Genomic DNA, 26,239 nt, shown 5'->3' with positions numbered 1-26,239 from the left:
TTAATCTATGTATAACGAAGACACAAAAAGCTTCGAAGAGATAAAGAAAGAAATAGATTTGGATAGACTGCCACAACATATAGCAATAATTATGGATGGAAATGGAAGGTGGGCGAAAGGGAAAATGTTACCTAGGTCTGCAGGACATAAGGCTGGAGTTGAGCGTGTAAAAGAAATCGTCAAAGCTGCAGGAGATTTAGGCATTAATTATTTGACCTTATACGCTTTTTCAACAGAAAATTGGAAAAGGCCTAAGGATGAGGTAGAATCTCTTATGAACTTATTGGTGCTTTATATAAGAGGAGAACTCAACAATTTGCATAAGAATGGAGTTAAAATAAAAGTATTAGGAGATATTGAGAAAATCCCACTATTACCGAGAAGAGAAATAAACAAGGCAATTAAGAAGACTAAAGATAATGATAAGCTTATACTAAATATTGCATTAAACTATGGCGGAAGATATGAAATAACTAGAGCAGCTCAGCTCGTCGCTACTGAAGTAAAAAATGGAATGATAGATGTTGAAGAGATAACTCCAGATATTTTTAAGAAACACCTCTATACAAAAGAACAACCTGATCCAGATTTGCTTATTAGACCCAGCGGAGAATTGAGAATTAGTAACTTTTTATTATTTCAAATTGCTTATACAGAATTTTGGTTTTCTGATGTTTATTGGCCCGATTTTACAAAAAGTCATTTATGTAGAGCAATAATTGACTTCCAAAAAAGAGTAAGAAGATACGGGGGTATAAAGGGATGATTAGGATATGAAGGTTCGTATTATAAGTGGTATAATAGGGGGCATTCTATTAGCAACAATATTAGTAATAGGAGGAGTTTTGTTAGATATAGGAGTATTAATAATTTCTATTATTGGAGTATATGAATTTAATAATGCAATTAGACAAATTGATGGGATGAGAACTTTCCCTAAGATCAACTATTTATTTGCTTTAGGATTATTTGCTTTAAATTTATTTAATGTAAATGGACATATACAAGTCTTATTTTTTGTATACTTTATCACTCTTTTATGTTTACTTGTTTTTAATGAAAAAGCTAGGATACAAGATATAAGTATGACATTATTGGGGGGAATATATATCCCATTTTTCTTATATCATGTTACATTATTAAACGGAAATATTCTTATTTGGTTAGTCTTTGTAATAGCAATAGCTACTGATACCTTTGCTTTATTTGTAGGTGTTGCATTTGGAAAAAGAAAATTAGCTCCGAAGCTTAGCCCTAAGAAAACAATAGAAGGTTCAATAGGAGGAATTGTGGCCAGTGTAATTGCGACTTTTATTTTTGCACTTATTTTTAAGATTGATGATATAATTATGTTATGTGTTTTAAGTTTTTTCACATCAATATTATCTCAGGTTGGAGACTTAACTGCTTCAAAGATAAAAAGAATTGCAGGTATAAAGGATTTTGGCAATATTATGCCAGGGCATGGTGGAGTTCTAGATAGATTTGATAGCATATTATTTACTGCACCTATAGTATATTATTATATGCAGTACTTTTTATAATACTAAGGAAAAATGGAGCGTGATAGTTTGAAAAAAATAAGTATTTTAGGCTCGACAGGTTCAATTGGAACACAAGCTTTAGATATAGCTAAAGGTAATAGTGATTATAAAATTGTTGGTTTAACTGCTAATAAAAATATAGAATTATTAGAAAAACAAATAACAGAATTTAGTCCTAAAATAGTTGCTGTGGTAGACGAGGATCAAGCCCTTATCTTAAAAAAGAGATTACATGGTAATGATGTCAACATAGTTTCGGGTATAGAGGGACTAGTAGAAGTTGCAACCTATGACTCAGCAGATATTGTACTTAATTCAGTAGTAGGTATGGTAGGGCTATTACCTACTTTAGAAGCAATAAAGGCAAAAAAAACAATAGCTCTAGCAAATAAAGAAACTTTAGTTACTGCTGGAGAGATTGTAATGAATCTTGCTAGGGAAAAAAATGTTTCTATACTTCCTGTAGATAGCGAACATTCTGCTATTTTTCAATGCTTAAAAAGTGGTAAAAAGAATGAGGTCTCTAAGCTTATATTAACCGCTTCAGGAGGACCTTTTAGAGGATTAAGTAAGAATGACCTTGAGAAAGTCACTTTAAAGGATGCTCTCAATCATCCTAATTGGTCAATGGGAAAAAAGATTACTATAGATTCGGCTACTCTTATGAATAAAGGGTTAGAAGTGATTGAAGCAAAATGGCTATTTGACATTGATATCAATAAAATAGATGTCTTAGTTCACCCTCAGAGTATAGTTCACTCAATGGTAGAGTTTATTGATGGTAGTGTAATTGCTCAATTGGGTATACATGATATGAGAATTCCTATTCAATATGCTTTAAACTATCCTGATAGAAAAGAAAATATATTGGAAAAGCTTGACTTAGCTAATATAGGACAATTGAATTTTGAAAAGCCAGATAATAAGACTTTTCCAGCATTAAGCTTGGCTATTCAAGCAATGAAAGAGAAAGGTACAATGGCAGCTGTATTAAACGGTGCGAATGAATCCGCTGTGCAACTCTTCTTAGAAGGGAAAATAAAATTTATAGATATAGCAAGAATGGTTGAGAAAGTTATGAGTTTACATCATAACATTAAAAATCCTACATTAGAAGATGTGTTAGAAGTTGATAAATGGGCAAGAAGAATGGTATTAGAACAACTAAATTGATAGGTGGTGTTTTATGTGTCTTATTTGGTAACAGCATTAGCCGCTATATTTGTTTTCTTGATTATTGTATTAGTCCATGAGCTTGGACATTTTACAGTTGCAAAGTTAGTTGGGGTAAAGGTACATGAATTTGCAATAGGTATGGGGCCTAGACTCTTTAAATTTGGCAAAGGAGAAACAGAATATTCATTAAGGGCCTTACCCATCGGTGGCTATGTTAGGATGGAAGGTGAAGATGAAGAATCTACAGATGCAAGGAGTATAACTAATCAGCCAGTATTAGCTAGAATAGCTGTATTTGCTGCTGGAGCCATAATGAATTTTCTATTGGCAATAGTTATTTTTAGTTTAATAGCATTTAATGTTGGAGCTATAACAACCACTGTAGACAAACTAGATGAAAGTCTTCCTGCATATCAATCTGGTATGAGAGCAGGGGATAAGATAATAAATATTGATGGTGAGAATATTGGAAGTTGGGAGGAAATTGTAACTCTTATTAATATGTCAAATGGAGAAGAGATTAAGGTTACTGTTGATAGGGAAGGAGCTACCAAAACTTTTAATATAAAGCCAGTAGTAGAAGAAACAGATGCTGAAGGCAACAATATAATTATTGGAATATACCCACGGGTAAGTAGAAGCTTTGGGGATATAATAAAAGCTGGTATTCAAAAAACTTTCTTTTTTGTTGGATTAATGTTTGAATTTATTGGAAGACTATTCCATGGAAATGTTGGAGCAAATGATGTAGCAGGTCCCGTTGGGGTCATTTCATTAGTTGGTGAAGCTGCTCAATATGGATTCTTAAATCTACTTAACATTGCTGGATTTCTTAGCATAAACTTAGGTTTTATCAATCTATTACCTATTCCAGCACTAGATGGAAGTAGAATAATGTTTGGGCTAATTGAGCTTGTGAGAAGAAAGCCTATTGATCAAGAAAAAGAAGGATTTATTCATTTCATAGGATTTATATTCCTATTGGGATTAATTGTATTTATCACTTATATAGACGTTAGTAGACTAGATATTTTTTAGGTAGGTGTAAAAATGAGAAATAACACTAGAAAAATATATTATGGTGATGTTGGTGTAGGTGGCGATGCCCCTATAACTGTACAATCCATGACAAATACAGATACTCGTGATATAAAGAAAACAGTGGAACAAATAAAGTCCCTTGAAGAAATAGGCTGTGATATTATTAGGGTTGCAGTATTAGATATGGATGCGGCAAAAGCAATTAAACATATAAAAAAAGAAATTCAAATCCCTTTGATTGCAGATATTCACTTTGATTATAGATTAGCTATAGAATCAGTAAAAAATGGTGTGGATGGATTAAGAATAAATCCAGGTAATATAGGTTCTAGAGATAGAGTTGAAAAGGTTGTTAAGATTTGTAAGGAATATGGAGTGCCTATAAGGATAGGAGTTAATTCAGGCTCCATAAGCAAAGAATATCTACAGAAATATGGTGGAGTTAATGAAGATTCTATGGTTGAAAGTGCTTTAGAGCATGTTAGAATTTTAGAAGATATGGACTTCCATGATATTGTAATATCTCTTAAAGCTACTGATATTCACCTAACAGTAAATTCTTATAAAAAGATATCAGAATTGGTAGATTATCCATTACATCTAGGCATTACTGAATCTGGAACTGAATGGCGTGGAACAATAAAATCTTCCATTGGTGTTGGGGCTATATTACTTATGGGGATAGGTGATACAATGAGGATATCATTAACTGGAGACCCTATAGAAGAAGTGAAGGTAGGAAAACAAATATTGAGAAGTCTTGGTTTACTAAAGGATAAAATTGAGATTATTTCATGTCCAACATGTGGCAGAACTCAGATAGATTTAATCAATTTAGCTAAAGAGGTGGAAAGAAGAGTTGAAAATATTAATAAGCCTATTAAATTAGCAATTATGGGTTGTGCTGTAAATGGTCCTGGTGAAGCTAGAGAAGCAGATTTGGGAATTGCTGGAGGTATCGGTAGCGGACTGATATTCAAAAAGGGAAAGATAGTAAAGAAAGTTAGAGAAGAAGATTTAATTGATGAGCTTATTTCTGAAATAAATAAACTGTAACAATGGGGTGGTGAGTTTATTGATGTATTCAATTGCAGCCATTATTCCAGCATACAACGAAGAAAAAACTATTGGAAATATTATTGAAACAATTAAGCAAGTTGACTTAATAGATAACATTATAGTGGTGAGTGATGGATCCAAGGATAAAACTGCTGAAATAGCTAAAGGTTTTACTGGGGTCAAAGTTATAGATATTAAAGAAAACAAAGGTAAAGCTAATGCTATAATGACAGGATTACATGAATCAGAGGAAGATATTTTTCTGTTTTTAGATGCGGACCTTTTAGGTCTTTCACCTAAACATATAACGGACCTTTTATTGCCTATAATACGTGAAGATGCTCATATGACTTTAGGGGTATTTAATCATGGAAGATTTATAACTGATTTAGGGCAAATAGTAACTCCATATTTAACAGGACAAAGGGCTCTTAAAAGAAAAATTATTGAGGATATAGCTAATCTTGATATTTCTAGATTTGGTATAGAGATGGCTATCACTGATTATGTTTCGAATAACAATATCAAAGTGGTTGAAGTGGTCCTAGAAAATGTTACTCATTTAATGAAAGAAGAAAAAATGGGTGTGTTAAAGGGATTTAAAGAGAGAATAAAAATGTATCTTGATATTTTTAAGTTTATAGGTAAGAATATGTCAAATAATATTAAGGGATAGGTGTTTATATGTTATCAGGAGTTGAAGTGTTGATTAGGTTAGGTCTCTCGATAGCATTATCTAGCTTAATTGGCTTGGAGAGGGAAAGTGTTAAAAGACCAGCTGGATTTAGAACCCACGTGTTGGTTTGTGTTGGTTCTACATTAGTCATGCTGGTTTCAATTTTTATTTTTCATGAATATAAGGATTTAACGACATTACAGCCTGACAGGCTAGGAGCTCAAGTGATTAGTGGTATCGGTTTTTTAGGAGCCGGTACAATTATTAGAGAAGGAAGCTCCGTAAAGGGATTAACTACTGCAGCTGGTCTTTGGGCAGTGGCATGTATAGGATTGGCAGTAGGTTCAGGTTTTTATTTAGGTGCCATTCTTACAACTATTTTAGTTTTAATAACATTGGCTTTGTTTTCAAAAGTTGAGAAGCACATTAAGACAAAAGGAAATTATCATAATATAAAAGTTACATCTGCAAATCGTCCAGGGCAATTAGGAAGAATTGGAGCATCTCTAGGTGAAATGGCAGTAAGTATAACAAATATTAATCTTGAAGAAGAGGATGATGGTGAGTTAATAATTGTATATATTGTCGTAAGGGCTCCAAATAACGTTACTAAATTTGATATATTAAATAATTTAAGAAATGTAGAAGGCATACTAGAGGTTTCACATAAAGAATAAAAGGGAGGCACTTAGTGTTGATGGAATCACAAGAGACTAAGGTTTTTGGAGAGATTATTACTAAGACCAATATTAACATTAAAGATAAAGAAATATATGAAGCTTTAGTTGAAAAAGTATTTGTAAATACAACTAAGAGTCAACTGACTATCATCTTAAGGTCTCAATCTATAATATCATATGAGAAAATGGATGAAACCATAAATCAATTAAAGGAAGAGTTTGATGATTTAGAATTAGTTGATATAAAAGTAAAATATGATATTTTATCAGAGAATTTAAACTCTCTGATTGAAAAGTATTGGGACAATCTAATTTATCTTATAAAAAAAGAAAATCCGTCCAGCAATGCTTGGCTTAATAATATAGCTTGGGAAGTAAATGGAAATATATTGAAGGTATTAGTAGATAATGACTTTGCTGCCCAATCCATAAAAAATAAAAATATTGATACTAGTATTTCTGAACATATAAAAGAAAGATTTGATATAGATGTATCAGTAAAGTTCCAAAGTCATAAAAGTAATGAAAATCAAGATGTAGGGGAAGCTCTTGACAGTATTATAAAAAAAGAAGAAAAGGAATTTATAAGTGAAATATCAAAGATAGTATCTACTTCAACTCCTAAGAAAAGTGGCAAAGGGAATAAGTATAAAAGTAGACCTTCATCAAATTCTAACATTATATATGGTAGAAAAATAAATACTGAAGTAATCGATATTTCGGAAGTAAATACTAATACTGGTACTGGAGCATTTGAAGGAGAGATTTTTGAGGTTGATGTTAGGGAACTTAAATCTAAGAAAAAGCTTTACATATTCAATATTACTGATTTAACAAGTTCTATAACAGTTAAAGTCTTTGGGAATCCTAAATCTCAAGAAGTATTGGATGAGAAACTGAAGAAAGGCACTTATGTTAGATTACAAGGTGATGTAGTTTATGATAGTTTCTCAAGAGAATTAGTTGTAATGGCTAAAACTATAATGCTGCTGAATAGACCAGTAGGAAGAGTTGACAATAGTGAGTTAAAACGTGTTGAGTTACATCTTCATACCCAAATGAGTGATATGGATGGTATGAGTAACTTTAGTAATCTAGCTAAAAGGGCTGCTGAATGGGGGCATAAGGCCATTGCATTAACTGACCATGGTGTAGTGCAAGCTTTTCCAGAAGCTATGGATGCAGCTAAAAAGAATGGCATTAAAATACTATATGGTCTAGAGGGATATGTTGTTAATGATATGGTTCCAATTGTATCTAGACCTAAAGATAAGTCTATTGAGTGCCCTTATGTAGTTTTTGATATTGAAACAACAGGTTTATCGCCTAGGAATGATATGATAACAGAGATTGGTGCGGTAAAAATAAAGAATGGAGAAATCATAGATAGATTTAGTCAGTTAGTAAATCCTAATAGGAAAATTCCTAAGAAAATAGTAGAGTTAACTGGTATAACTGATGAAATGGTGATAGATAAACCTAGCATAGAAGAAGTATTACCTGAGTTTTTAAGTTTTATTGAAGATGCTGTTTTAGTTGCCCATAATGCATCCTTCGACATGGGATTTATGTATGAAAAATCCAGTGAAGTTGGAGAAAGCATAAATAATTCAGTATTAGATACATTGGAGCTAAGTAGAAAGCTCTTTCCTGAGCTTAAAAGTCATAGGCTAAATAAGATAGCTAAACATTTAGATGTTACTTTAGATAATCATCATAGAGCAGTAGATGACTCTGAAGCAACAGCTCACATATTATTAAAATGTGTTGATTTATTAAAGGAAAAGGGAGCAGAGAGCTTATCTGATATAAACACATTATTTAGCGATACAATAAATCATAAGACTGGAAAGTCCTATCATATAGTGATTTTTGCAAAAGACTACACTGGTTTAAAAAATCTTTATAAGATTGTTTCTGAGTCCCATTTGAATTACTTCTATAGAAAGCCTAGAATTCCTAAATCAATTTTATCTAAGTTTAGGGAAGGACTAATAATTGGAACCGCTTGTGAAGCAGGGGAACTGTACAAAGCTTTGCTTGAGAAAAAAAATAAGACAGATATAAAAAATATTGTTAATTATTATGATTATCTTGAAATTCAACCAATCGGTAATAATCAATTCCTAATAGAAAATGGAATGGTTAAGGATGAAAATGAGTTAAGAGACATAAACAAGAAAATTGTAAAGCTTGGAGAAGAATTTAATAAGCCAGTAGTTGCAACTGGAGATGTTCACTTCTTAGATCCTCAAGACGAAGTGTATAGAAGAATATTGATGACAGGTAAGGGCTTTTCTGATGCCGATAACCAACCACCACTTTATTTGAAGACAACTGATGAGATGCTTGAGGAATTTAGTTATCTAGGTACAGAAAAGGCTAAAGAAGTTGTAATAGACAATACTAATATGATAGCAGATATGGTCGACGATATAATTCCTATTCCTGATGGTACATTTCCACCAGTAATAGAAGGATCAGAAGAAGAACTTCGTGAGATAACCTATAAAAAAGCCGTAAGTATATACGGAGATCCACTTCCAGAGATAGTTAAGGATAGACTAGATAGGGAGCTAAACTCCATAATTAGTAATGGATATGCAGTTTTATATATTATTTCACAAAAGCTAGTTAAAAAGTCATTGGAGGATGGTTATCTGGTAGGTTCAAGAGGATCGGTGGGTTCATCATTTGTTGCTACAATGAGTGATATTACTGAGGTAAATCCACTACCACCCCATTATGTTTGTCCTGAGTGTAAGCATAGTGAGTTTATAACCGATGGTTCAGTAGGATCGGGAGCTGATATGGCGGATAAGAAGTGTCCAAAATGTGGTACTGACTATTTAAAGGATGGACACGACATTCCTTTTGAAACCTTTCTAGGATTTGAAGGGGATAAAGAGCCTGATATTGACTTGAACTTTGCTGGGGAATATCAAGCTGTTGCCCATCAATATACAGAAGATTTATTCGGTAAAGGTTATGTATTTAGAGCAGGAACAATAGGAACAATAGCAGATAAAACTGCTTATGGATTTGTAAAAAAATACTTCGATGAAAAAGAAGAGGTTTTAAATAGAGCAGAGGCCAACAGATTAGTTCAAGGTTGTACAGGAGTAAAAAGAACCTCTGGACAGCATCCAGGTGGAGTTATGGTAGTTCCTAATACAAAGGATATTTATGATTTTACGCCTATTCAATATCCAGCTAATGACTCTAAATCAGGGGTAATTACAACCCATTTTGACTATCACTCTATAAGTGGTAGAATTTTAAAACTAGATATTCTAGGTCATGATACTCCTACGATAATCAGAATGCTTGAGGATTTAACTGGAGTTGATGCTCAGAAAATTAGACTAGATGATAAAGAAACTATGGATATATTTACTAGTACCGAACCACTAGGAGTTACTCCTGAAGATATTAATAATAAAACTGGTTCATATGGAATACCTGAGTTTGGTACTAAATTTGTTATACAGATGTTACTTGATACACAACCAACTACTTTTGCTGACTTGGTTAGAATCAGTGGGCTTTCCCACGGGACTGACGTATGGTTGAATAATGCCCAAGACCTGGTGAGAAATGGTGTAACTGAAATCAGTCAGGTTATTTCAACTAGAGATGATATTATGACGTATTTGATATATAAGGGATTGGATAAGAAGAGATCCTTCGTTATAATGGAGAAGGTTAGAAAAGGTAAAGGGTTAACTCAAGAGGAAGAAGATTATATGAGAGAGTTTGATGTGCCAGAATGGTATATTGATTCATGTAAAAAAATTAAGTACATGTTCCCTAAGGCTCATGCAGCTGCATATGTGATGATGTCTTTTAGAATTGCATATTTTAAGGTGCATTATCCAGAAGCTTTCTATGCTACATATTTTACTATGAAAGCCGTAGATTTTGATGCAGAATTAATTACGAAGGGAAGAGAAGCTGTTTCTAATAAGATAAATGAATTAGAAGAAATGGGTAATAATAAAACTGCTAAGGAAAAGAACCTGTTAACTGTTCTTGAGGTAGCTTTAGAAATGTATGCGAGGGGCTTCAATTTTAAAAAAGTTGATTTATATGAATCTGATAGTGATAAATTCTTAATAAAAGAAGATGGCATTTTACCACCACTTAAATCATTGCAAGGGGTTGGTGAAAATGCTGCTAAGAGTATTGCTGAAGAAAGAATTAATGGAAAGTTCCTTTCGATAGAGGATATTCAAAGTAGATGTAAGGTTACTAAAACGGTAATAGAAGCACTAAAGGAACACGGGTGCTTAGAAGGCATGTCACAGAGCAATCAGCTTAGTTTATTTAACATTTGATTTTTTTCTATAAGTGTGTTATTCTAGAATCAAATGAATAGTTAGTTATTAATCTTGAGAGTGGGGAATTCCCACTCTCATTTATTTAATTTGGCATTACAGAATAAAATAAATTATTAAGAAAAAAATATGAATATAACATCTGGAGGTGAAATAAATGAAGAGAAAAGAAATTGAAAAAATTACAGAAGATATTACTACCCCAATATTAGATGATTTTAATTTTGAACTAGTAGATGTAGAATTCGTAAAAGAAGGACCCCATAGATATTTAAGATTGTACATAGATAAACCTGGTGGAATAAACATAGATGACTGTCAAAGAGTTAGTGAAAAAGTTAGTGAAAAGCTTGACGAGGTTGATCCAATTGAAGAAAACTTTTTCTTAGAAGTGTCTTCACCTGGTATAGATAGACCTCTTAAGAGTAAAGAAGATCTCGACAATGCTATTGATGAGGAAGTAGAGGTTAATCTTTACAAGGCTTTAAAGGGTAACAAAAGGATAGATGGTAAGTTAGTTAGCTATGATGATGAAAAGTTCATTATTGAGAATATTGCTTTAGGTCAAGTGGAAATTGACAGAGAAATTGTTTCAAAAATTAATTTAGCAGTTAAATTTTAATAGGGAGGTTTATGGGGATGAAAGCCGATTTTATAGAAGCTCTTGGAGAAATTGAAAAAAGCAAGGGTATTTCTAAAGAAAAATTATTAGAGGCAATAGAAATAGCCTTGATTTCAGGCTATAAGAAAAATTTTGGGTCCTCACACAATGTAGAGGTTGAAATTGACAACGAAACAGGAGATGTTTTTGTATACTCAAAGAGAGAAGTTGTTGAAGATGTTGAAAATGAAGGTGTAGAAATCAGCCTTGAAGAAGCTAAACAACATGACAGTAACTATGAAGTTGGAGATACAGTTATGTTAGAGGTTACTCCAAGAAACTTTGGAAGAATAGCTGCCCAAACGGCTAAGCAAGTAGTAATGCAGAAAATAAAAGAAGCCGAAAGAGAAATAGTTTTTGATCAATATGTGGATAGAGAAAGTGAAATAATTACAGGACAGGTTCAAAGAGTCAGTAAAAACAATGTTCTAATTGACTTAGGTAGAACTGAAGGTATTTTGCCTCCTGCTGAGCAAATACCTAATGAGAACTATCAACAGGGAAGTAGATTAAAAACATATATTTTAGAAGTGAAAAAGACAACTAAGGGACCACAAATTCTACTTTCTAGAACTCATCCAGGGCTAGTTAAAAGGCTTTTTGAGCTTGAAGTTCCAGAAATACATGATGGAATAGTTGATATATTTAGTATATCTAGAGAAGCTGGATCTAGAACGAAGATTGCAGTTTATTCCAATGATGAAAATGTAGATGCTGTAGGTGCTTGTGTTGGGTTTAAAGGTTCAAGGGTTAAAGCAATAGTTGATGAGTTGAATGGTGAAAAAATTGACATTGTTACTTGGAGTAATGACCCTAAAGTATTTATTGCAAATAGTTTAAGTCCAGCTAAGGTTGTAAAAGTTGTGATTAAAGAAGACGAAAAGTCTGCTTTAGTTGTCGTTCCTGATTATCAATTATCTTTAGCTATAGGAAAAGAAGGTCAAAATGCTCGTTTAGCTGCTAAGCTGACTAATTGGAAAATTGATATTAAAAGTGAGAGTCAAGTCCAAGAGGCAGAAGAAGAATTATTGGAAGATGATAGCTTAGTAGAGGATTCCGATACTTTAGTAAATGATGAACTGGAATCTAAAGAAGAGGTAGTTGAAGAGGAAGTAGAGAAAGAGGGTATGGAAAATGAGGAAGAAGATACCTATTAGGAAGTGTGTGGGTTGCGGTGAAAGCAAGCCTAAAAAAGATTTAATAAGAATCGTCAAAAGTAAAGATGGAGATATAAACGTGGATCTAAGTGGCAAGTTGAATGGTAGAGGCGTTTATATTTGCAATAATGTTGATTGCTTTGAGAAAGCTAAGAAATCTAAAGGACTAAATAGGTCGTTAAAAATGGAAGTTCCTGAAGAGGTTTATAAAAATTTATTACTTGAGTTGAACCAAAATGAATAAGGTATATTCAATGTTAGGGCTAGGAAGAAAAGCAGGATATATAGTTTCTGGGGAAACAGGATGTATACAAGAAGTAAAAAGAAACAAATCCCATTTGATTATTATTGCAGAAGACTCTTCAGCTAATACTAAAAAGAAATTTACTAGATTATGCGAAAATAATGACGTAAAATATGCAATATTTGGTAAGAAAGAGGACTTAGGGAGCGCAATCGGTAAAGAGTTAACTGCTATATTATCTATTGGAGATGAAAAATTCTCTCAAGTAATTTTAGATATGTTAGCTTAAGGCATTTCTCTAAAATTGTAGGGGGTGAAGTATTTGACTAAAATCAGAGTGTATGAATTAGCGAAAGAATTGAATTTGTCAAGTAAAGAGTTAATTGAAAAATTGAACGAATTGGATTTAGAAATTGGCAGTCATATGAGCACTATTGAGGATGAAGAGGTTAAGGTAATAAAAGAGCTTTTAGGTGATAATAATAAAGGTACTAACGATGATGATTTAGAAGATAAAAAGAAAATGGAAAATAAACAGAAAAAGCAAAAAAGAAAGAAAATAACTAAAGAAAAGACAAAGAAATCAGGTGATAGCAGAATGAATGACAAAACTAATAATAAAACTAATGATAAGACTAATGAGTCTAAGGATTCTATGGAATCTCAAGAAAATTTAAACGAAATTGAAATCGGCGAATCTGTTATAGTTGGCGATTTAGCAGAAAAAATGAATATTAACGCTAATCAAATTATTAGCAAATTAATTGGATTAGGTGTTATGGCTAGTATTAATCAAGAAATAGATTTTGATACAGCTAGTGTAATTGCGGAAGAGTTCGACTTCCTAGCAACTAAGGAAGAGGAAAATAATGATGTTATGGAAGAAAGTCCTGAAGATTTAGGACTGGACTTTGAAGATGATGAGAAAGATTTAAAATCAAGACCACCAGTTGTAACCGTAATGGGTCACGTTGACCATGGGAAAACATCTCTTTTAGATTCAATCAGAGAAACCCATGTTACTAATAGTGAAGCTGGAGGAATAACTCAGCATATTGGTGCGTCAACAGTTAGAGTTAATAATAAAAAGATAGTATTTTTAGATACTCCTGGACATGAAGCTTTCACTTCAATGAGAGCCAGAGGAGCTCAAGTAACAGACATTGCTATTTTAGTTGTAGCTGCTGATGACGGTGTTATGCCACAGACTGTAGAGGCTATAAACCATGCTAAAGCGGCAGGTGTACCTATTATTGTGGCTGTTAATAAAATAGATAAAGAGCAAGCAAATCCTGACAGAGTTAAGCAAGAGTTAACTGAGCACGGATTAGTTCCTGAAGATTGGGGTGGAGAAACAATATGTGTTCCTGTTTCTGCTATCACTAAAGAAGGAATGGATGAGCTTCTTGAAATGGTGCTTTTAGTTGCAGAAATGCAAGAGCTTAAGGCAAATCCAAATAGAAATGTTAAAGGTGTTATAATAGAAGCTAAGCTTGATAAAGGTAGAGGTAGTGTAGCAACTGTATTAGTTCAAAAAGGAACTCTAAAAGTAGGAGATTCAATAGTTGCTGGAGTTGCCCACGGTAAAGTGCGTGCAATGTTTGACGACAAAGGTAAAAAAGTTAAAAAGGCTATTCCGTCAACACCAGTGGAAATATTAGGATTGTCGGAAGTTCCAAATGCTGGAGAATTCTTGTATTCAGTTGAAGATGATAAAAAAGCTAGAGAAATTGCAGAATTGAAAAAAGAACATCTTAGAGATGAGCAGATTAATAGTTCTACTAAGGTATCTCTAGATGATTTATTTGATAAGATAAGTGAAGGTGAAGTACAAGACCTTAATATAATTATAAAAGCAGATGTAAGTGGTTCTATAGAGGCAGTAAAACAGTCATTACTTAAGTTAAGTCATGAAGAAGTAAGGGTTAATCCAATACATGGAGGAGTTGGAGCAATTACTGATACAGATATTATGCTTGCATCAGCTTCTAATGCTATAATTATTGGATTTAATGTTAGACCAACGTCTTCAGCGTTAAGTACAGCTGAAACTGAAAAGGTTGATGTTAGAACATATAGAATTATTTATAAGGCTATCGAAGATGTTGAAGCAGCAATAAAAGGTATGTTAGCACCTGAATTCAAAGAAGTAATTATGGGTCGTGCCGAAGTTAGAGCGACTTTCAAAGTGCCCAATGCAGGAATTGTTGCAGGTGTATATGTACAAGAAGGTAAGATTACTAGAAAAAGCAGCTTAAGATTACTAAGAGATAATGTGGTAATCCATGAAGGAGAAATTTCGTCACTTAAAAGATTTAAAGATGATGTTAGAGAATTACAAACTGGCTACGAGGGTGGCGTAGGTATAGAGAACTATAACGATGTTAAAGAAGGAGACGTTATAGAGGCTTATATCATGGAAGAGGTTGCAAGATAATAATTGCATAATTGCGAACAATAAGTGAGGTGAAACCCATGAGTTCTAAAAGAATTGGGAGAATTTCAGAGGAAGTAAAAAAGATAGTTAGTAGTATCATTAGAAATGATTTAAAGGACCCAAGAATAGCTACTATGACCAGTGTAACTAGAGTTGAAGTAACTAGAGACTTAAGATATGCTAATATTTATTTTACTGTATTAGGTAAAGACTCAGAAAAACATAAAACTCTTAAGGCTTTAGAAAAAGCTAAAGGTTTTGTGCGTAGAGGAATAGGAGAAAAGCTCAATCTTAGATATACTCCTGAACCAATATTCCATTTAGATGAATCAATTGAGCATGGAATATATATATCAAAATTAATTGATAAAGTTTCAAAGGAAAGAAAAGATGAGTCAGATGAAGATGAAGAATAATAGCTTTAATGATATTAAAGAAAAGATAAATTCAAGTGAAAAAATTTGCTTGATTGCCCATGTTAATCCCGATGGAGACAGCATTGGATCTCTATTGGGATTGGGTTTAGCTTTAAAAAAAGATAAAGACAAAGTTGTGAAGATTGCATTAAATGACGAGTTACCAAAAAACTTTAAATTTTTACCTGGAACTGAATACTTGGAATCGACAAAAGAAGAAGAATCCTTCGATCTATTAATTACTTTAGATTGTAGTGATTTAAATAGATTAGGTAAGGGTAAATATATCGCAAACAATGCTGATTATATTATCAATATTGATCATCATATTAGTAATGACTATTTTGGTGATATGAATATTGTTTTTCCAAACTTTAGTTCTACAGGAGAGATAGTTTTTACTTTAGCAGAAGCTATTGATTTAGATATAGATAAAAATATTGCTACTTGTTTATATGTTGCCATTTCTACAGATACTGGAAGCTTTAAATATGATAGTACATCACCAGATACTTTTAGAGTAGCTAGTGAACTCTTAAAGAAGGAAATTAACTTAAATGAAATAACTAGGAATGTATATCAAAGTAGAAGTCTTGAAAGGACGAATTTACTAATAAAAAGCTTAAACAGTATGGAATTATACGAGAATAATAGACTAGCTATGGCTTCAGTAACTAGAGATATGATTGATGACTGCAATGCAAGTATACAGGATATTGACGGTACTATTGATTTTATCAGAGATATAGATGGTGTCGAGGTAGCTTGTATTTTAAAGGAATATGGGCAAGAAGAAATCAAAGTAGGCTTTAGATCCAAAAGTGATGTTGATGTGGCAAATGTTGCTGAGAAATTTGGTGGCGGAGGTCACAGAAAGGCTTCGGGATGCACTATATATGATAAAATAGATAAAGCTAGGGAAATGATCTTAGAAGAAATAAAAAAAGCTCTTAGGTGATAAAATGAATGGAATAATAAATGTATTAAAACCAACAGGAATAACATCTCACGGTGTTGTGAGCTTTATTAGAAAAAATTTAAATATGAAAAAGGTAGGGCACACAGGCACATTAGATCCAAATGCGGCTGGAGTCCTACCTATTTGTGTGGGAAAGGCTACAAAGGTATCACAGTTTCTTTTAGATAAGAAAAAAAGGTATAGAGCCGAATTAACTTTAGGTAAGGAAACTGATACCCAAGATAAGTCTGGTAATGTAATTAACGAAGCTAAAGTTAATGTGAAAGAGTCTGATATAATTAAAGCTTTTGATAAATTTCGTGGAAATATATTTCAAACTCCTCCTATGTTTTCTGCTTTGAAGCATAAGGGGAAAAAGCTTTATGAATTAGCTCGAGAAGGAAAAACAATTGAAAGAAAGCCAAGGAAAATAACAATATATGACCTTGATATTTTAAATATAGAAGGAAATAAAGTTTTATTTGATGTTGAATGCTCAAAGGGAACATATGTAAGAACATTATGTGATGATATAGGAAAGGAACTCGGAACTTATGGATATATGTCAGTACTAATTCGAACAAAAGTAGATATGTTTGAAATAGATGAAGCTCTTACCTTTGAAGAAATAAAGGAAGCTGCTGAAAGCAATAGGATAGATGACATACTTCTACCTATGGATATGGCATTGACTCAATATGATAAAATAGAGTTGAACGATGAAAATTATAAGATTATTTCCAATGGTGGTAGAGTATCATTAAGAAACACACTCATTACAAATAATCAATTTAATTTAAATGATAAATTTAGGGTCTATTGTATGGATAGTTTTATAGGAATAGGCATAATAAAGGACTATGAAAATAATTATTATCTAAAAATGGATAAAGTATTATTATAAAAGGTGAGGCTTATGGATATTATTACAGATAAAGGTATAAAGTTTAATAGTCCAACTGCAATTGCTCTGGGAAGGTTTGATGGTATTCATCTTGGTCATCAAGCCTTAATTAACAAAGTTTTGGATAAAAGCAATGAGCTTGGATTATCATCAGCAGTATTTACATTTAAAAACCTTAGCTCTAAGATATTAAAAAAGGGTAGAATGGTAGGTTGTTTAATTAATGACAATCAAAAAGAAGAAATTTTAAGAAATATAGGAATAGATCTTTTTTACATGTTAGATTTTAATGATGATATTAGAAAGATGTCACCAGAAGCTTTTGTTAAGGATATCCTGGTTAATCAATTAAAAGCAAAGGTAGTAGTAGTAGGATTCAATTATAGATTTGGTTATATGGGTAAGGGTGATAATGAAACTTTAAAAGCACTTGGCAAAAAGTATGGATTTGAAGTAATAGTTATAAATCCAGTTTCCGTTGGTGACAGAGTTGTAAGTAGTACATTGATAAGACAGTCCCTATTAGAAGGTAAAATAGAAGATGTCAATGAAATGCTTGGGAGACCTTATACACTTGAGGGGACAGTAGTTAATGGTAAAAAGAGAGGGCGTGTTTTAGGCTTTCCAACAGCTAATCTTCATTTAGATAGCTTTTATGTTTTACCTAAACTTGGGGTATATAAAACGAGTACATTCTATAAAGGAAAAAGATACTCAAGTATCTCAAGTGTTGGTTGTAATCCTACTTTTGGGAATAATCAAGTAACAGTTGAAACTTTCTTATTTGATTTTAATGGAGATTTATATGATAGTGAAATCAAGGTTATCTTTGAGAAATTTATTAGAGAAGAGATGAAATTTAAATCTAAAGATGATTTAATCTATCAAATAAGTAAGGATATTGAGAAGGCAAGAGCTATTTAAATTAATGTTTACAAAATGAAAACTATATGATAGAATTTACAATGGTAATTACCTTTTGCTAAGTTACACGTTACCTCGGCGTTTACTTGGCCTTAGGTGAAAACAATAAATAGGAGGTAGAAAAATGAATTTAAGTAATGAAGAAAAACAACAAATTATTGAAGAGTATAAAACTCATGAAGGAGATACTGGTTCTCCAGAAGTTCAAATCGCTATTTTAACTAAAAGAATTAATAAGTTAAATGAGCATCTTAAAGAGCATAAAAAAGATCATCACTCAAGAAGAGGACTATTAAAAATGGTAGGACGTAGAAGAGGACTTACTAACTACCTACAAAAGAAAGATATTGAAAGATATCGTTCTATAATTTCAAGATTAGGTCTAAGAAAATAATAAGAGCGGGGGTTCCCGCTCTATTGTTTTATATCATTTATTTTGTAATTATATCCTAAAAATTTAGAGTATTTTGATTTTTTTCTACATCAAGGATATAATAATAAAATGTTAGAATATTTTTAATTAAGGAGGTAGAGTATGGAAAAGACTTTTAACTATACCCTTGCTGGTAGAGAGTTATCTATAACTATTGGTAAGGTAGCAGAGCAAGCAAATGGTGCTTGTCTAGTTAGATATGGAGATACTGTTGTATTAGTAACTGCAACTTCCTCTAAAGAGCCTAGAGAAGGAATTGATTTCTTTCCATTAATGGTAGATTATGAGGAAAGACAATATTCAGTAGGTAAAATTCCTGGAGGATTTGTTAAGAGAGAAGGAAGACCAACTGAGAAGGCGGTTCTTACTGCTAGACTTATAGATAGACCTATAAGACCATTATTCCCTAAAGGATATAGAAATGAAGTGCAGGTTATTTCAACAGTAATGTCAGTGGACCAAGATTGTACACCTGATGTTACATCAATGATAGGTTCGTCTATAGCACTAACTATATCAGATATTCCATTTAATGGACCTACTGCTTCAGTTATTGTAGGATTAATTGATGGAAAATACATAATCAATCCAACCAGCGAAGAGAGGGAAAAATCTCAAATGCACCTTGTAGTTTCAGGAACTGAGGATGCGATTATGATGGTTGAAGCTGGAGCAAATGAAGTACCAGAGGATGTTATGTTAGAAGGTATCATGACAGCTCACGATGAAATCAAAAAGATTTGTCAATTTATCAATAAAATAAAAGAAGAAGTAGGTAAAGAAAAGCAAGATGTGTACTTATTTAAAGTTGACGAAGCTATTGAAGCTGAGGTAAGGGAGTATGCCACTAATAAAATGGTTGAAGCAATACAAACCTTTGATAAGCTTGAAAGAAAAGAAAATATGGATAAGGTTAAGGAAGAAGCCTATAAACATTTCATTGAAAAATATCCTGATAATGAAAAGGATATTAATGAAGTTCTTTATACAATAACAAAAGAACAGGTTAGAAGAATGATAGTTGAAGATGGAGTTAGACCAGATAATAGAAAGATTGATGAAGTAAGACCTATTTCATGTGAAACTGGTTTATTACCTAGAACCCATGGTTCAGGATTATTTAATAGAGGTCAAACTCAGGTTTTAACTATAGCAACTCTTGGAGCTGCAGGAGATGTTCAAATATTAGATGGATTAGGAGAAGAAGAATCCAAAAGATATATGCATCATTATAATTTCCCACCTTACAGTGTTGGAGAATCTAGATTCTTAAGAGGACCTGGTAGAAGAGAGATAGGACATGGTGCTTTAGCAGAAAGAGCTTTAGAACCTGTAATTCCATCGGAAACAGAGTTTCCTTATACTATAAGGTTAGTATCAGAGGTACTTAGTTCAAATGGATCAACTTCTCAGGGAAGTGTATGTGCAAGTACACTAGCTTTATTAGATGCTGGAGTTCCTATTAGAAAAACAGTAGCAGGTATTGCTATGGGACTAATCAAAGCTGAGGATAAGGTAGCTATATTAACTGATATCCAAGGACTTGAAGACTTCCTAGGAGATATGGACTTCAAGGTTGCAGGTACAAGAGATGGAATCACTGCAATACAGATGGATATTAAGATAGCTGGTATTAACAGAGATATCTTGAAAGAAGCACTAGCAAGAGCTAAAGCAGGTAGATTTTTTATTCAAGATAAAATGGAAGAGGTTATATCTCAACCTAGAGAAGAAATGTCACCTTATGCACCTAGAATTATTACTATGAACGTAGACCCTGAAAAGATAAGAGATATTATTGGCCCAGGAGGAAAAGTAATCAATAGAATAATTGATGAAACTGGTGTTAAGATAGATATTGAAGATGAAGGAAGAGTTATGATAGCTTCTAGTGATATGGAAGCTGGACAAAAGGCTAAATCAATAATTGAAGAAATCGTTAAGGATGTAGAAGTAGGGGAAATTTACTTAGGAAAAGTTGTAAAAATAGTAAATTTTGGAGCTTTTGTTGAGATTCTTAATGGTAAAGAAGGCCTTGTTCATATCTCAAAAATTTCTAAGGATAGAATAGATAAAGTAGAAGATGTTCTTTCCGTTGGAGATGAGATACTTGTAAAGGTTACTGGCATTGATAACCAAGGAAGAATTAATCTTTCAAGAAAAGATGCTTTACCTGAAGAAAAAAAGGATGATAAATAAAGACATGAACCTAAGACAGGTTTATGTCTTTTCTTTTTGTAAAAAACTATTTATAAATCCCTTTAAGATGAATATTAATATTAGTAAAGATATAATTGGAGGGAGATAAATGAAAATCATTATGATAAAGAATAGTACAATATATAAGATATTGGCGGTAATTTTGGCTTTAATAGTTATTGCAACTATTGTTACAGTAGTCAATAGGAATAAAGCTCAAGAAACATTTAAAAGAGATGGAGATGTATTTTATAAAGGTAATATTGATAAAGAGACAATAGCTTTAACTTGCAATGTAGATTGGGGGAATGAATATATACCTTTAATGCTAGATATTTTCGATGAAAATAATATAAAAATAACTTTTTTTGTGACTGGAAGATGGGCTAAAAAATATCCAGAATTATTAAAAGAAATACATAATAGAGGACATGAAATTGGGAATCATGGCTATTCCCATAAGGACTATAGCAAATTAGACTATGCTTCCAATAGGAAGCAGATATTAGATGCTCATAATATTATTAGTGAGACACTAAATATCGAACCTAATTTTTTTGCTCCTCCATCAGGGGCATATAATGATGAAACTATTAAAGCAGCTAATGACTTAAATTATCATATGATTATGTGGAGTATTGACACTATTGATTGGAGAAATGATAGTACATCTGATAAAATAATAAATCGTGTAGTTAGTAAGACTCACAATTCAGCAATAGTATTGATGCATCCAAAAGAGCAAACTGTAAAGGCTTTACCCACAATAGTTCAAACTCTAAAAAACCAAGGATATGAAATAGGAAAAGTAAGTGACATTGTTAAAGAATAGCTTTAAGTTGAAAGATTTACATTTTTATTCTATAATAGAGAAAGAAAATCAGAAGTCAATTAGGAGGATAAAATGTACGATAAATTTAACTTAAATAATGGAGTACGAGTAGTCACTGAAAAAATTCCCCATGTAAAATCTGTATCTATAGGAGTTTGGATTGAGGCAGGCTCTAGATATGAAAATAGTAATAATAATGGTACCTCTCATTTTATTGAACATATGCTTTTTAAAGGAACTGAGAAGAGGACAGCAAAACAAATAGCAGAAAGCATAGATAATATTGGAGGTCAATTGAATGCATTCACCAGTAAAGAATGTACTTGCTTTTATGCAAAGGTACTAGATAATCATTTACCTATAGCCATAGATGTATTATCAGATATGCTGTTAAACTCTAAATTCGATGAAGAGGAGATTAAGAAGGAACAGAGTGTAGTGGTAGAGGAAATTAATATGTATGACGATTCTCCAGAGGATGTTGCCCATGATTTATTATCAAAGACAATATTCGATGGTAATTCTCTGGCTTTACCTATTTTAGGTGATGTTAATACAGTTAAAAACCTTACAAGAAAAGATATAATAGATTTTTTTAATATGCATTATATTCCTGGAAATACTGTGATTTCTATTGCAGGTAATTTTGATATGGTGGAAACTAGAAAGCTTTTAGAAGAAAGTTTTGGAAATTGGCATGTTAATGGAAGTACACCTAGTATTGATTTGCCACCAAAATTGACTCAAAGGTTAAAATATAAAAGCAAGGACACAGAGCAATTACATTTATGTCTAGGACTAGAAGGCGTTTCTCAAGGCAGTGATGAACTATATTCACTATTAGTTCTAAATAATGTCTTTGGAGGAAGCATGAGCTCTAGGTTATTTCAGAGAGTAAGAGAAGAAAGAGGATTAGTTTATTCAATCTTTTCATATCCTTCATCCTATAAAAATGTAGGTATATTCACTATATACGCAGGACTCAATCCTAATCAGCTCTTAAACGTAACAGAATTGATTCTAGAGGATATAAATGATATAAAGGATGTGTATCTAAGCAAAGATGAAATATACAGGTCCAAGGAGCAATTAAAGGGTAATTATATCTTGGGATTAGAGAGTACATCAAGTAGGATGACTTCTTTGGGGAAATCTGAACTATTATTAGGTAAAATTAATTCACCAAGGGAAATTCTTGAAAAAATTGATAAGGTTTCTCTTGAAGGAGTTAAGGAAGTAACCGATAGAGTGTTCAACTTCGATAAATTAAATATAGCTTATGTAGGAAAAATTAAAAATAAGAAGAGTACCAATGAGAAAATTAGGGATATATGTTTTAAATAAGATTACTATAAAGATTACTATTTTCAGATAGTAGTCTTTATTTTAATGCTTATTAGAATCATAGATTGAAACATATATTCGAACACCTTACTATTAATTATATTTTATGCATTAACAAAGGAGGATAAAATGAAAGTAAAAATTATAAACAATAGCAGTCTAGATTTACCCCAATATAAAACTGAGGGGTCAGCAGGATTAGATCTACATGCTAATAATGATAAAAAGATTATCGTTAAGCCTATGGAAAGAGTATTGGTTCCTACTGGATTACATATAGAATTGCCTCAAGGATATGAAGCACAGATTCGAGCTAGAAGTGGATTAGCTATTAAATATGGAATATCTTTAGTTAATGGGATAGGAACTATAGATTGTGATTACAGAGGTGAAATCAAAATAATATTAATCAACCTTGGTAATGAAGATTTTATCATTGAAAGAGGAGATAGAATAGCTCAAATGGTTATTATGAAGTATGAAAGAGTAAATCTCTTCGAGGTAGAGGTATTAGAGGATACTCAAAGAGGACAAGGTGGATTTGGGCATACTGGAAATAAATAATAAAAATTATATAGAGATATTTAATAAACGTAATTGAAATACTCTCCATTTAGTAGATAGTCAAAATGATAAAACTATTGCTACAATGGAGAGTATTTTTAATTTGTAGCAATATAGAAAATTTTCAAATATAATATCATAATTAATCTTATCATAAATGATAAACTATAATATAAAAAAACCTTAAATAAAAATTATAAAGAAACTAAAAGATTTAAATACAAAAACAATTGTTTAATATCACTATTTCATTTAATAGAATATTTAAATTAATACAAGCATAGAAATATATAGATAGAAAAATAAATTTAGAATACAAAGGGGGATTGTGATGAGGTTAAGTAAACTAGGTGGAAAAGAAATTGTCAATTTAAATGATGGCGGTAGATTAGGAGTTATAGCTGACTCAGACTTAATAATAGATGAAAAAACGGGGAGAATTTTAGCTTTATTAGTCCCAGACAGGAGAAGTCAGTTTAAATTTTTCGGAGATAAATACGAAATCGAAATACCTTGGGATTCCATAAGAAAGATTGGAAATGATATGTTAATAATTGAGCTTGATGAAAACAATATTACAGCAAAGAAATATACATATTAGTCTCACTTATTAAGGCCTTTGCATAGTATGAACTATAACATACTTATACAGTGTGTTATAGTTTTTTATTTAGGAGCAGAGGTGAAATCATGAAAATAGCAATTCAAAAATTTGGAGGTACCTCGGTTGCAAATACTACTAACAGAACGAAGGTTGTAGATAAGATAATTAAGCAATGTGAGTCTGGCTATAGTGTTGTAGTAGTAGTTTCTGCAATAGGCAGAAAAGGAGACCCCTATGCGACAGACACTTTATTGAATCTAGTTGATAAAGAAGGAATGAATCCTAGGGAATTGGATCTACTTATGTCATGTGGTGAGATAATATCTGGGGTAGTACTATCAAATGTATTAAAAGACAAAGGTTATGATTCCACAGTACTTACAGGATATCAAGCTGGTATCATAACTGACAATAAATATGGAGATGCAGACGTATTAAGAGTGAATCCTGATAAAGTTTTAAAGGATTTAAAGCTTGGAAAAATAGTAATTGTCACAGGTTTTCAAGGAGCTACTTCAGATGGGGAGATTACAACATTGGGAAGAGGAGGCAGTGACACTACAGCGGTTCTATTAGGAGAAGCATTAAATTGTGAATATGTTGAAATATACACTGATGTTGATGGAATAATGACTGCAGATCCTAGAGTCGTACCAGATGCCAGACTATTAGAAATTATGAGTTATTCGGAAGTTTATCAGCTAGCCGAGGATGGCGCTAAGATAATTCATCCTAGAGCAGTTGAAATTGCAGAGAGGAGTCATATCAAACTAATAATAAGGAATACACTTAATGATGGAAAAGGGACCTTAATTAAAGATAAGGATTGCTCGAATACTTATAAAAAAAAGGATAGAATTATCAATGCTATCACTTATAAAAAGAACAGAACTCAAGTAATTATTGTTGATAAAGAAAGGGGAAACTCTACTGAAAAGCTAATGGATATGATTACTAGAGAAAATATCAGTATCGATTTAATAAATTTTTTTTCTGATAAAAAAGTCTTTACTATTGATAAAAAGGATATTAAGACCATGGAAAAAATCTTAAAAAAAGAAGAGTGTGATTATAATATTGTTAAGGATTGTTGTAAATTAAGTATAATTGGTAATAGAATGCAAGGTATTCCTGGAGTAATGTCAAGGATAGTTAAAGCTCTTTCAAAGGAAGATATACAAATTTTACAGACATCAGATTCCCATGCAACAATTTGGTGTTTAATAAAGGATAAAGACCTAGAAAAAGCAGTGAATTCATTGCATCACGAATTTAACTTATCTAAAAAGCCCGTATAAGGGCTTTTTTAAATGCTAAATTAAGGGTATAATATCATTAATATAGTATAGGGAGTGATTCAAGTGAAAAGTATAATGAGTTATGAAGAGCTATTAAGAGACTCTAATGAGTTCATAAAAAAGATGATAAATCAATTTTCAACAAAGGAAGCCGTAAAAATAGATAGCCTTAACCCTAATGAAACTGTACTGATTATCATTGATGTAATAAATGGATTTGCCAAGGAAGGAATCCTTAAAAGTGATAGAGTAGATAAACTAATTCCACAAATTAGCGATTTACTATCAAAATGTATTGACAATGGAATAGAGATTATAGCCTTTGCAGATAATCATCCTGAAGATTCACCTGAATTTACCTCATACCCTAAACATTGTCTTGAAGGTACTAGAGAAAGTGAAATGGTCGATGAATTGAAGAAAATAGGAGGATATAAATTAATTAAGAAAAACTCTACAAATGGTTTTCTCGAAGACGAATACCAGAATTGGCTTAAGAGCAACTTAAATATTAAAAATTTCATAATTGTTGGTGATTGCACTGATATATGTATCGAGCAATTTGCTAACACACAGAAAGCATACTTTAATAAGAATAATAAAAACTCTAGAATAATAGTGCCTATGGATATGGTTGATACCTTTGACTTGGATACTCACAAAGGAGACCTCTTAAACTTAATGGCTTTATGTATTATGGAAGGAAATGGAGTAGAGATAGTTAGTAGTATTAGCTAAACCATAGATGGGA

At 32.1% G+C, this 26,239-nt stretch carries 25 protein-coding genes; all 25 read left to right on the top strand.

The genetic code is table 11. From position 1 onward, the window contains the following. Nucleotides 1-7: 7 nt before the first annotated feature. Nucleotides 8-766: an isoprenyl transferase gene (locus tag JMO20_RS06640; protein WP_202708753.1), complete on the top strand. Its 759-nt coding sequence runs from the start codon at nt 8-10 to the stop codon at nt 764-766. A 7-nt stretch (nt 767-773) separates the two neighbouring features. Beyond that, the gene (locus JMO20_RS06635; RefSeq protein WP_202708752.1) at nt 774-1,544 is read left to right on the top strand and encodes a phosphatidate cytidylyltransferase; all 771 of its coding nucleotides are present in this window, start codon (nt 774-776) and stop codon (nt 1,542-1,544) included. Between the two features lie 27 nt (nt 1,545-1,571). Then, a complete protein-coding gene (locus JMO20_RS06630) occupies nt 1,572-2,717 on the top strand; it encodes a 1-deoxy-D-xylulose-5-phosphate reductoisomerase (RefSeq protein WP_243414662.1) in 1,146 nt (381 codons plus the stop codon). 15 nt (nt 2,718-2,732) lie between these two features. Continuing rightward, nucleotides 2,733-3,758, top strand: a complete 1,026-nt coding sequence (gene rseP, locus JMO20_RS06625; RefSeq protein WP_202708750.1) for an RIP metalloprotease RseP — start codon at nt 2,733-2,735, stop codon at nt 3,756-3,758. A 12-nt stretch (nt 3,759-3,770) separates the two neighbouring features. Beyond that, entirely contained in the window at nt 3,771-4,817 is a 1,047-nt protein-coding gene (gene ispG / locus JMO20_RS06620; RefSeq protein WP_202708749.1) for a flavodoxin-dependent (E)-4-hydroxy-3-methylbut-2-enyl-diphosphate synthase, read from the top strand. 22 nt (nt 4,818-4,839) lie between these two features. Further along, entirely contained in the window at nt 4,840-5,496 is a 657-nt protein-coding gene (locus tag JMO20_RS06615; protein ID WP_202708934.1) for a glycosyltransferase family 2 protein, read from the top strand. 26 nt (nt 5,497-5,522) lie between these two features. Then, entirely contained in the window at nt 5,523-6,173 is a 651-nt protein-coding gene (locus JMO20_RS06610) for an MgtC/SapB family protein (protein ID WP_341534001.1), read from the top strand. Between the two features lie 20 nt (nt 6,174-6,193). Beyond that, complete coding sequence (locus JMO20_RS06605; RefSeq protein ID WP_202708933.1) at nt 6,194-10,513, top strand: PolC-type DNA polymerase III; 4,320 nt, start codon at nt 6,194-6,196, stop codon at nt 10,511-10,513. A gap of 157 nt (nt 10,514-10,670) precedes the next feature. Beyond that, a complete protein-coding gene (rimP, locus tag JMO20_RS06600; RefSeq protein ID WP_202708747.1) occupies nt 10,671-11,135 on the top strand; it encodes a ribosome maturation factor RimP in 465 nt (154 codons plus the stop codon). A gap of 17 nt (nt 11,136-11,152) precedes the next feature. Beyond that, nucleotides 11,153-12,331 carry a transcription termination factor NusA gene (nusA, locus tag JMO20_RS06595; protein WP_202708746.1) on the top strand — a complete coding sequence of 393 codons (1,179 nt, stop codon included), beginning with the start codon at nt 11,153-11,155 and terminating at the stop codon, nt 12,329-12,331. Then, on the top strand, nt 12,309-12,575 hold the full coding sequence (gene rnpM, locus JMO20_RS06590; RefSeq protein WP_202708745.1) for an RNase P modulator RnpM: 267 nt from the start codon (nt 12,309-12,311) through the stop codon (nt 12,573-12,575). The genes nusA and rnpM overlap by 23 nt, the downstream gene beginning before the upstream one ends. Continuing rightward, nucleotides 12,568-12,864: a L7Ae/L30e/S12e/Gadd45 family ribosomal protein gene (locus tag JMO20_RS06585; RefSeq protein ID WP_202708744.1), complete on the top strand. Its 297-nt coding sequence runs from the start codon at nt 12,568-12,570 to the stop codon at nt 12,862-12,864. Before rnpM ends, JMO20_RS06585 begins: the two co-directional genes overlap by 8 nt. 33 nt (nt 12,865-12,897) lie before the next feature. After that, nucleotides 12,898-15,012 carry a translation initiation factor IF-2 gene (gene infB, locus JMO20_RS06580; RefSeq protein WP_202708743.1) on the top strand — a complete coding sequence of 705 codons (2,115 nt, stop codon included), beginning with the start codon at nt 12,898-12,900 and terminating at the stop codon, nt 15,010-15,012. Between the two features lie 38 nt (nt 15,013-15,050). Continuing rightward, a complete protein-coding gene (gene rbfA / locus JMO20_RS06575) occupies nt 15,051-15,428 on the top strand; it encodes a 30S ribosome-binding factor RbfA (protein WP_202708742.1) in 378 nt (125 codons plus the stop codon). Continuing rightward, the gene (locus JMO20_RS06570; protein ID WP_202708741.1) at nt 15,403-16,386 is read left to right on the top strand and encodes a DHH family phosphoesterase; all 984 of its coding nucleotides are present in this window, start codon (nt 15,403-15,405) and stop codon (nt 16,384-16,386) included. Before rbfA ends, JMO20_RS06570 begins: the two co-directional genes overlap by 26 nt. Nucleotides 16,387-16,390: 4 nt before the next feature. Further along, nucleotides 16,391-17,290, top strand: a complete 900-nt coding sequence (gene truB / locus JMO20_RS06565; RefSeq protein WP_202708740.1) for a tRNA pseudouridine(55) synthase TruB — start codon at nt 16,391-16,393, stop codon at nt 17,288-17,290. A 12-nt stretch (nt 17,291-17,302) separates the two neighbouring features. Next, the gene (locus tag JMO20_RS06560) at nt 17,303-18,214 is read left to right on the top strand and encodes a bifunctional riboflavin kinase/FAD synthetase (RefSeq protein WP_202708739.1); all 912 of its coding nucleotides are present in this window, start codon (nt 17,303-17,305) and stop codon (nt 18,212-18,214) included. A 124-nt stretch (nt 18,215-18,338) separates the two neighbouring features. Beyond that, nucleotides 18,339-18,608, top strand: coding sequence for a 30S ribosomal protein S15 (gene rpsO / locus JMO20_RS06555; RefSeq protein WP_202708738.1), 270 nt, complete (start codon nt 18,339-18,341; stop codon nt 18,606-18,608). 141 nt (nt 18,609-18,749) lie between these two features. Beyond that, nucleotides 18,750-20,846: a polyribonucleotide nucleotidyltransferase gene (locus tag JMO20_RS06550; RefSeq protein ID WP_202708737.1), complete on the top strand. Its 2,097-nt coding sequence runs from the start codon at nt 18,750-18,752 to the stop codon at nt 20,844-20,846. A gap of 109 nt (nt 20,847-20,955) precedes the next feature. Then, nucleotides 20,956-21,678, top strand: a complete 723-nt coding sequence (locus tag JMO20_RS06545; protein WP_202708736.1) for a polysaccharide deacetylase family protein — start codon at nt 20,956-20,958, stop codon at nt 21,676-21,678. Between the two features lie 72 nt (nt 21,679-21,750). Continuing rightward, a complete protein-coding gene (locus tag JMO20_RS06540; protein ID WP_202708735.1) occupies nt 21,751-23,022 on the top strand; it encodes a M16 family metallopeptidase in 1,272 nt (423 codons plus the stop codon). Between the two features lie 129 nt (nt 23,023-23,151). Continuing rightward, nucleotides 23,152-23,586: a dUTP diphosphatase gene (gene dut, locus JMO20_RS06535; protein ID WP_202708734.1), complete on the top strand. Its 435-nt coding sequence runs from the start codon at nt 23,152-23,154 to the stop codon at nt 23,584-23,586. A 331-nt stretch (nt 23,587-23,917) separates the two neighbouring features. Beyond that, on the top strand, nt 23,918-24,187 hold the full coding sequence (locus tag JMO20_RS06530; RefSeq protein WP_202708733.1) for a YlmC/YmxH family sporulation protein: 270 nt from the start codon (nt 23,918-23,920) through the stop codon (nt 24,185-24,187). Between the two features lie 89 nt (nt 24,188-24,276). Further along, the gene (gene dapG, locus JMO20_RS06525) at nt 24,277-25,488 is read left to right on the top strand and encodes an aspartate kinase (RefSeq protein ID WP_202708732.1); all 1,212 of its coding nucleotides are present in this window, start codon (nt 24,277-24,279) and stop codon (nt 25,486-25,488) included. A 63-nt stretch (nt 25,489-25,551) separates the two neighbouring features. Further along, nucleotides 25,552-26,226 carry a cysteine hydrolase family protein gene (locus JMO20_RS06520; protein WP_341533996.1) on the top strand — a complete coding sequence of 225 codons (675 nt, stop codon included), beginning with the start codon at nt 25,552-25,554 and terminating at the stop codon, nt 26,224-26,226. Nucleotides 26,227-26,239: the final 13 nt, after the last annotated feature.

The organism is Sporosalibacterium faouarense, from assembly GCF_016765695.1.
Classification (GTDB): domain Bacteria; phylum Bacillota; class Clostridia; order Tissierellales; family VENL01; genus Sporosalibacterium; species Sporosalibacterium faouarense.
Note: the sequence above shows the minus strand (reverse complement) of the source record. Positions and strands in the feature narration are given on the sequence as shown.

Bases quoted from the DNA above. Each gene is read 5' to 3' on its own strand.
- JMO20_RS06530 (WP_202708733.1), top strand. From the start codon at position 23,918: ATGAGGTTAAGTAAACTAGGTGGAAAAGAAATTGTCAATTTAAATGAT.
- ispG (WP_202708749.1), top strand. From the start codon at position 3,771: ATGAGAAATAACACTAGAAAAATATATTATGGTGATGTTGGTGTAGGT.
- JMO20_RS06640 (WP_202708753.1), top strand. From the start codon at position 8: ATGTATAACGAAGACACAAAAAGCTTCGAAGAGATAAAGAAAGAAATA.
- JMO20_RS06635 (WP_202708752.1), top strand. From the start codon at position 774: ATGAAGGTTCGTATTATAAGTGGTATAATAGGGGGCATTCTATTAGCA.
- dut (WP_202708734.1), top strand. From the start codon at position 23,152: ATGAAAGTAAAAATTATAAACAATAGCAGTCTAGATTTACCCCAATAT.
- JMO20_RS06540 (WP_202708735.1), top strand. From the start codon at position 21,751: ATGTACGATAAATTTAACTTAAATAATGGAGTACGAGTAGTCACTGAA.
- truB (WP_202708740.1), top strand. From the start codon at position 16,391: ATGAATGGAATAATAAATGTATTAAAACCAACAGGAATAACATCTCAC.
- JMO20_RS06605 (WP_202708933.1), top strand. From the start codon at position 6,194: ATGGAATCACAAGAGACTAAGGTTTTTGGAGAGATTATTACTAAGACC.
- JMO20_RS06560 (WP_202708739.1), top strand. From the start codon at position 17,303: ATGGATATTATTACAGATAAAGGTATAAAGTTTAATAGTCCAACTGCA.
- JMO20_RS06550 (WP_202708737.1), top strand. From the start codon at position 18,750: ATGGAAAAGACTTTTAACTATACCCTTGCTGGTAGAGAGTTATCTATA.
- JMO20_RS06570 (WP_202708741.1), top strand. From the start codon at position 15,403: ATGAGTCAGATGAAGATGAAGAATAATAGCTTTAATGATATTAAAGAA.
- JMO20_RS06585 (WP_202708744.1), top strand. From the start codon at position 12,568: ATGAATAAGGTATATTCAATGTTAGGGCTAGGAAGAAAAGCAGGATAT.
- nusA (WP_202708746.1), top strand. From the start codon at position 11,153: ATGAAAGCCGATTTTATAGAAGCTCTTGGAGAAATTGAAAAAAGCAAG.
- rnpM (WP_202708745.1), top strand. From the start codon at position 12,309: ATGAGGAAGAAGATACCTATTAGGAAGTGTGTGGGTTGCGGTGAAAGC.
- JMO20_RS06615 (WP_202708934.1), top strand. From the start codon at position 4,840: ATGTATTCAATTGCAGCCATTATTCCAGCATACAACGAAGAAAAAACT.
- rbfA (WP_202708742.1), top strand. From the start codon at position 15,051: ATGAGTTCTAAAAGAATTGGGAGAATTTCAGAGGAAGTAAAAAAGATA.
- dapG (WP_202708732.1), top strand. From the start codon at position 24,277: ATGAAAATAGCAATTCAAAAATTTGGAGGTACCTCGGTTGCAAATACT.
- rimP (WP_202708747.1), top strand. From the start codon at position 10,671: ATGAAGAGAAAAGAAATTGAAAAAATTACAGAAGATATTACTACCCCA.
- JMO20_RS06545 (WP_202708736.1), top strand. From the start codon at position 20,956: ATGAAAATCATTATGATAAAGAATAGTACAATATATAAGATATTGGCG.
- rpsO (WP_202708738.1), top strand. From the start codon at position 18,339: ATGAATTTAAGTAATGAAGAAAAACAACAAATTATTGAAGAGTATAAA.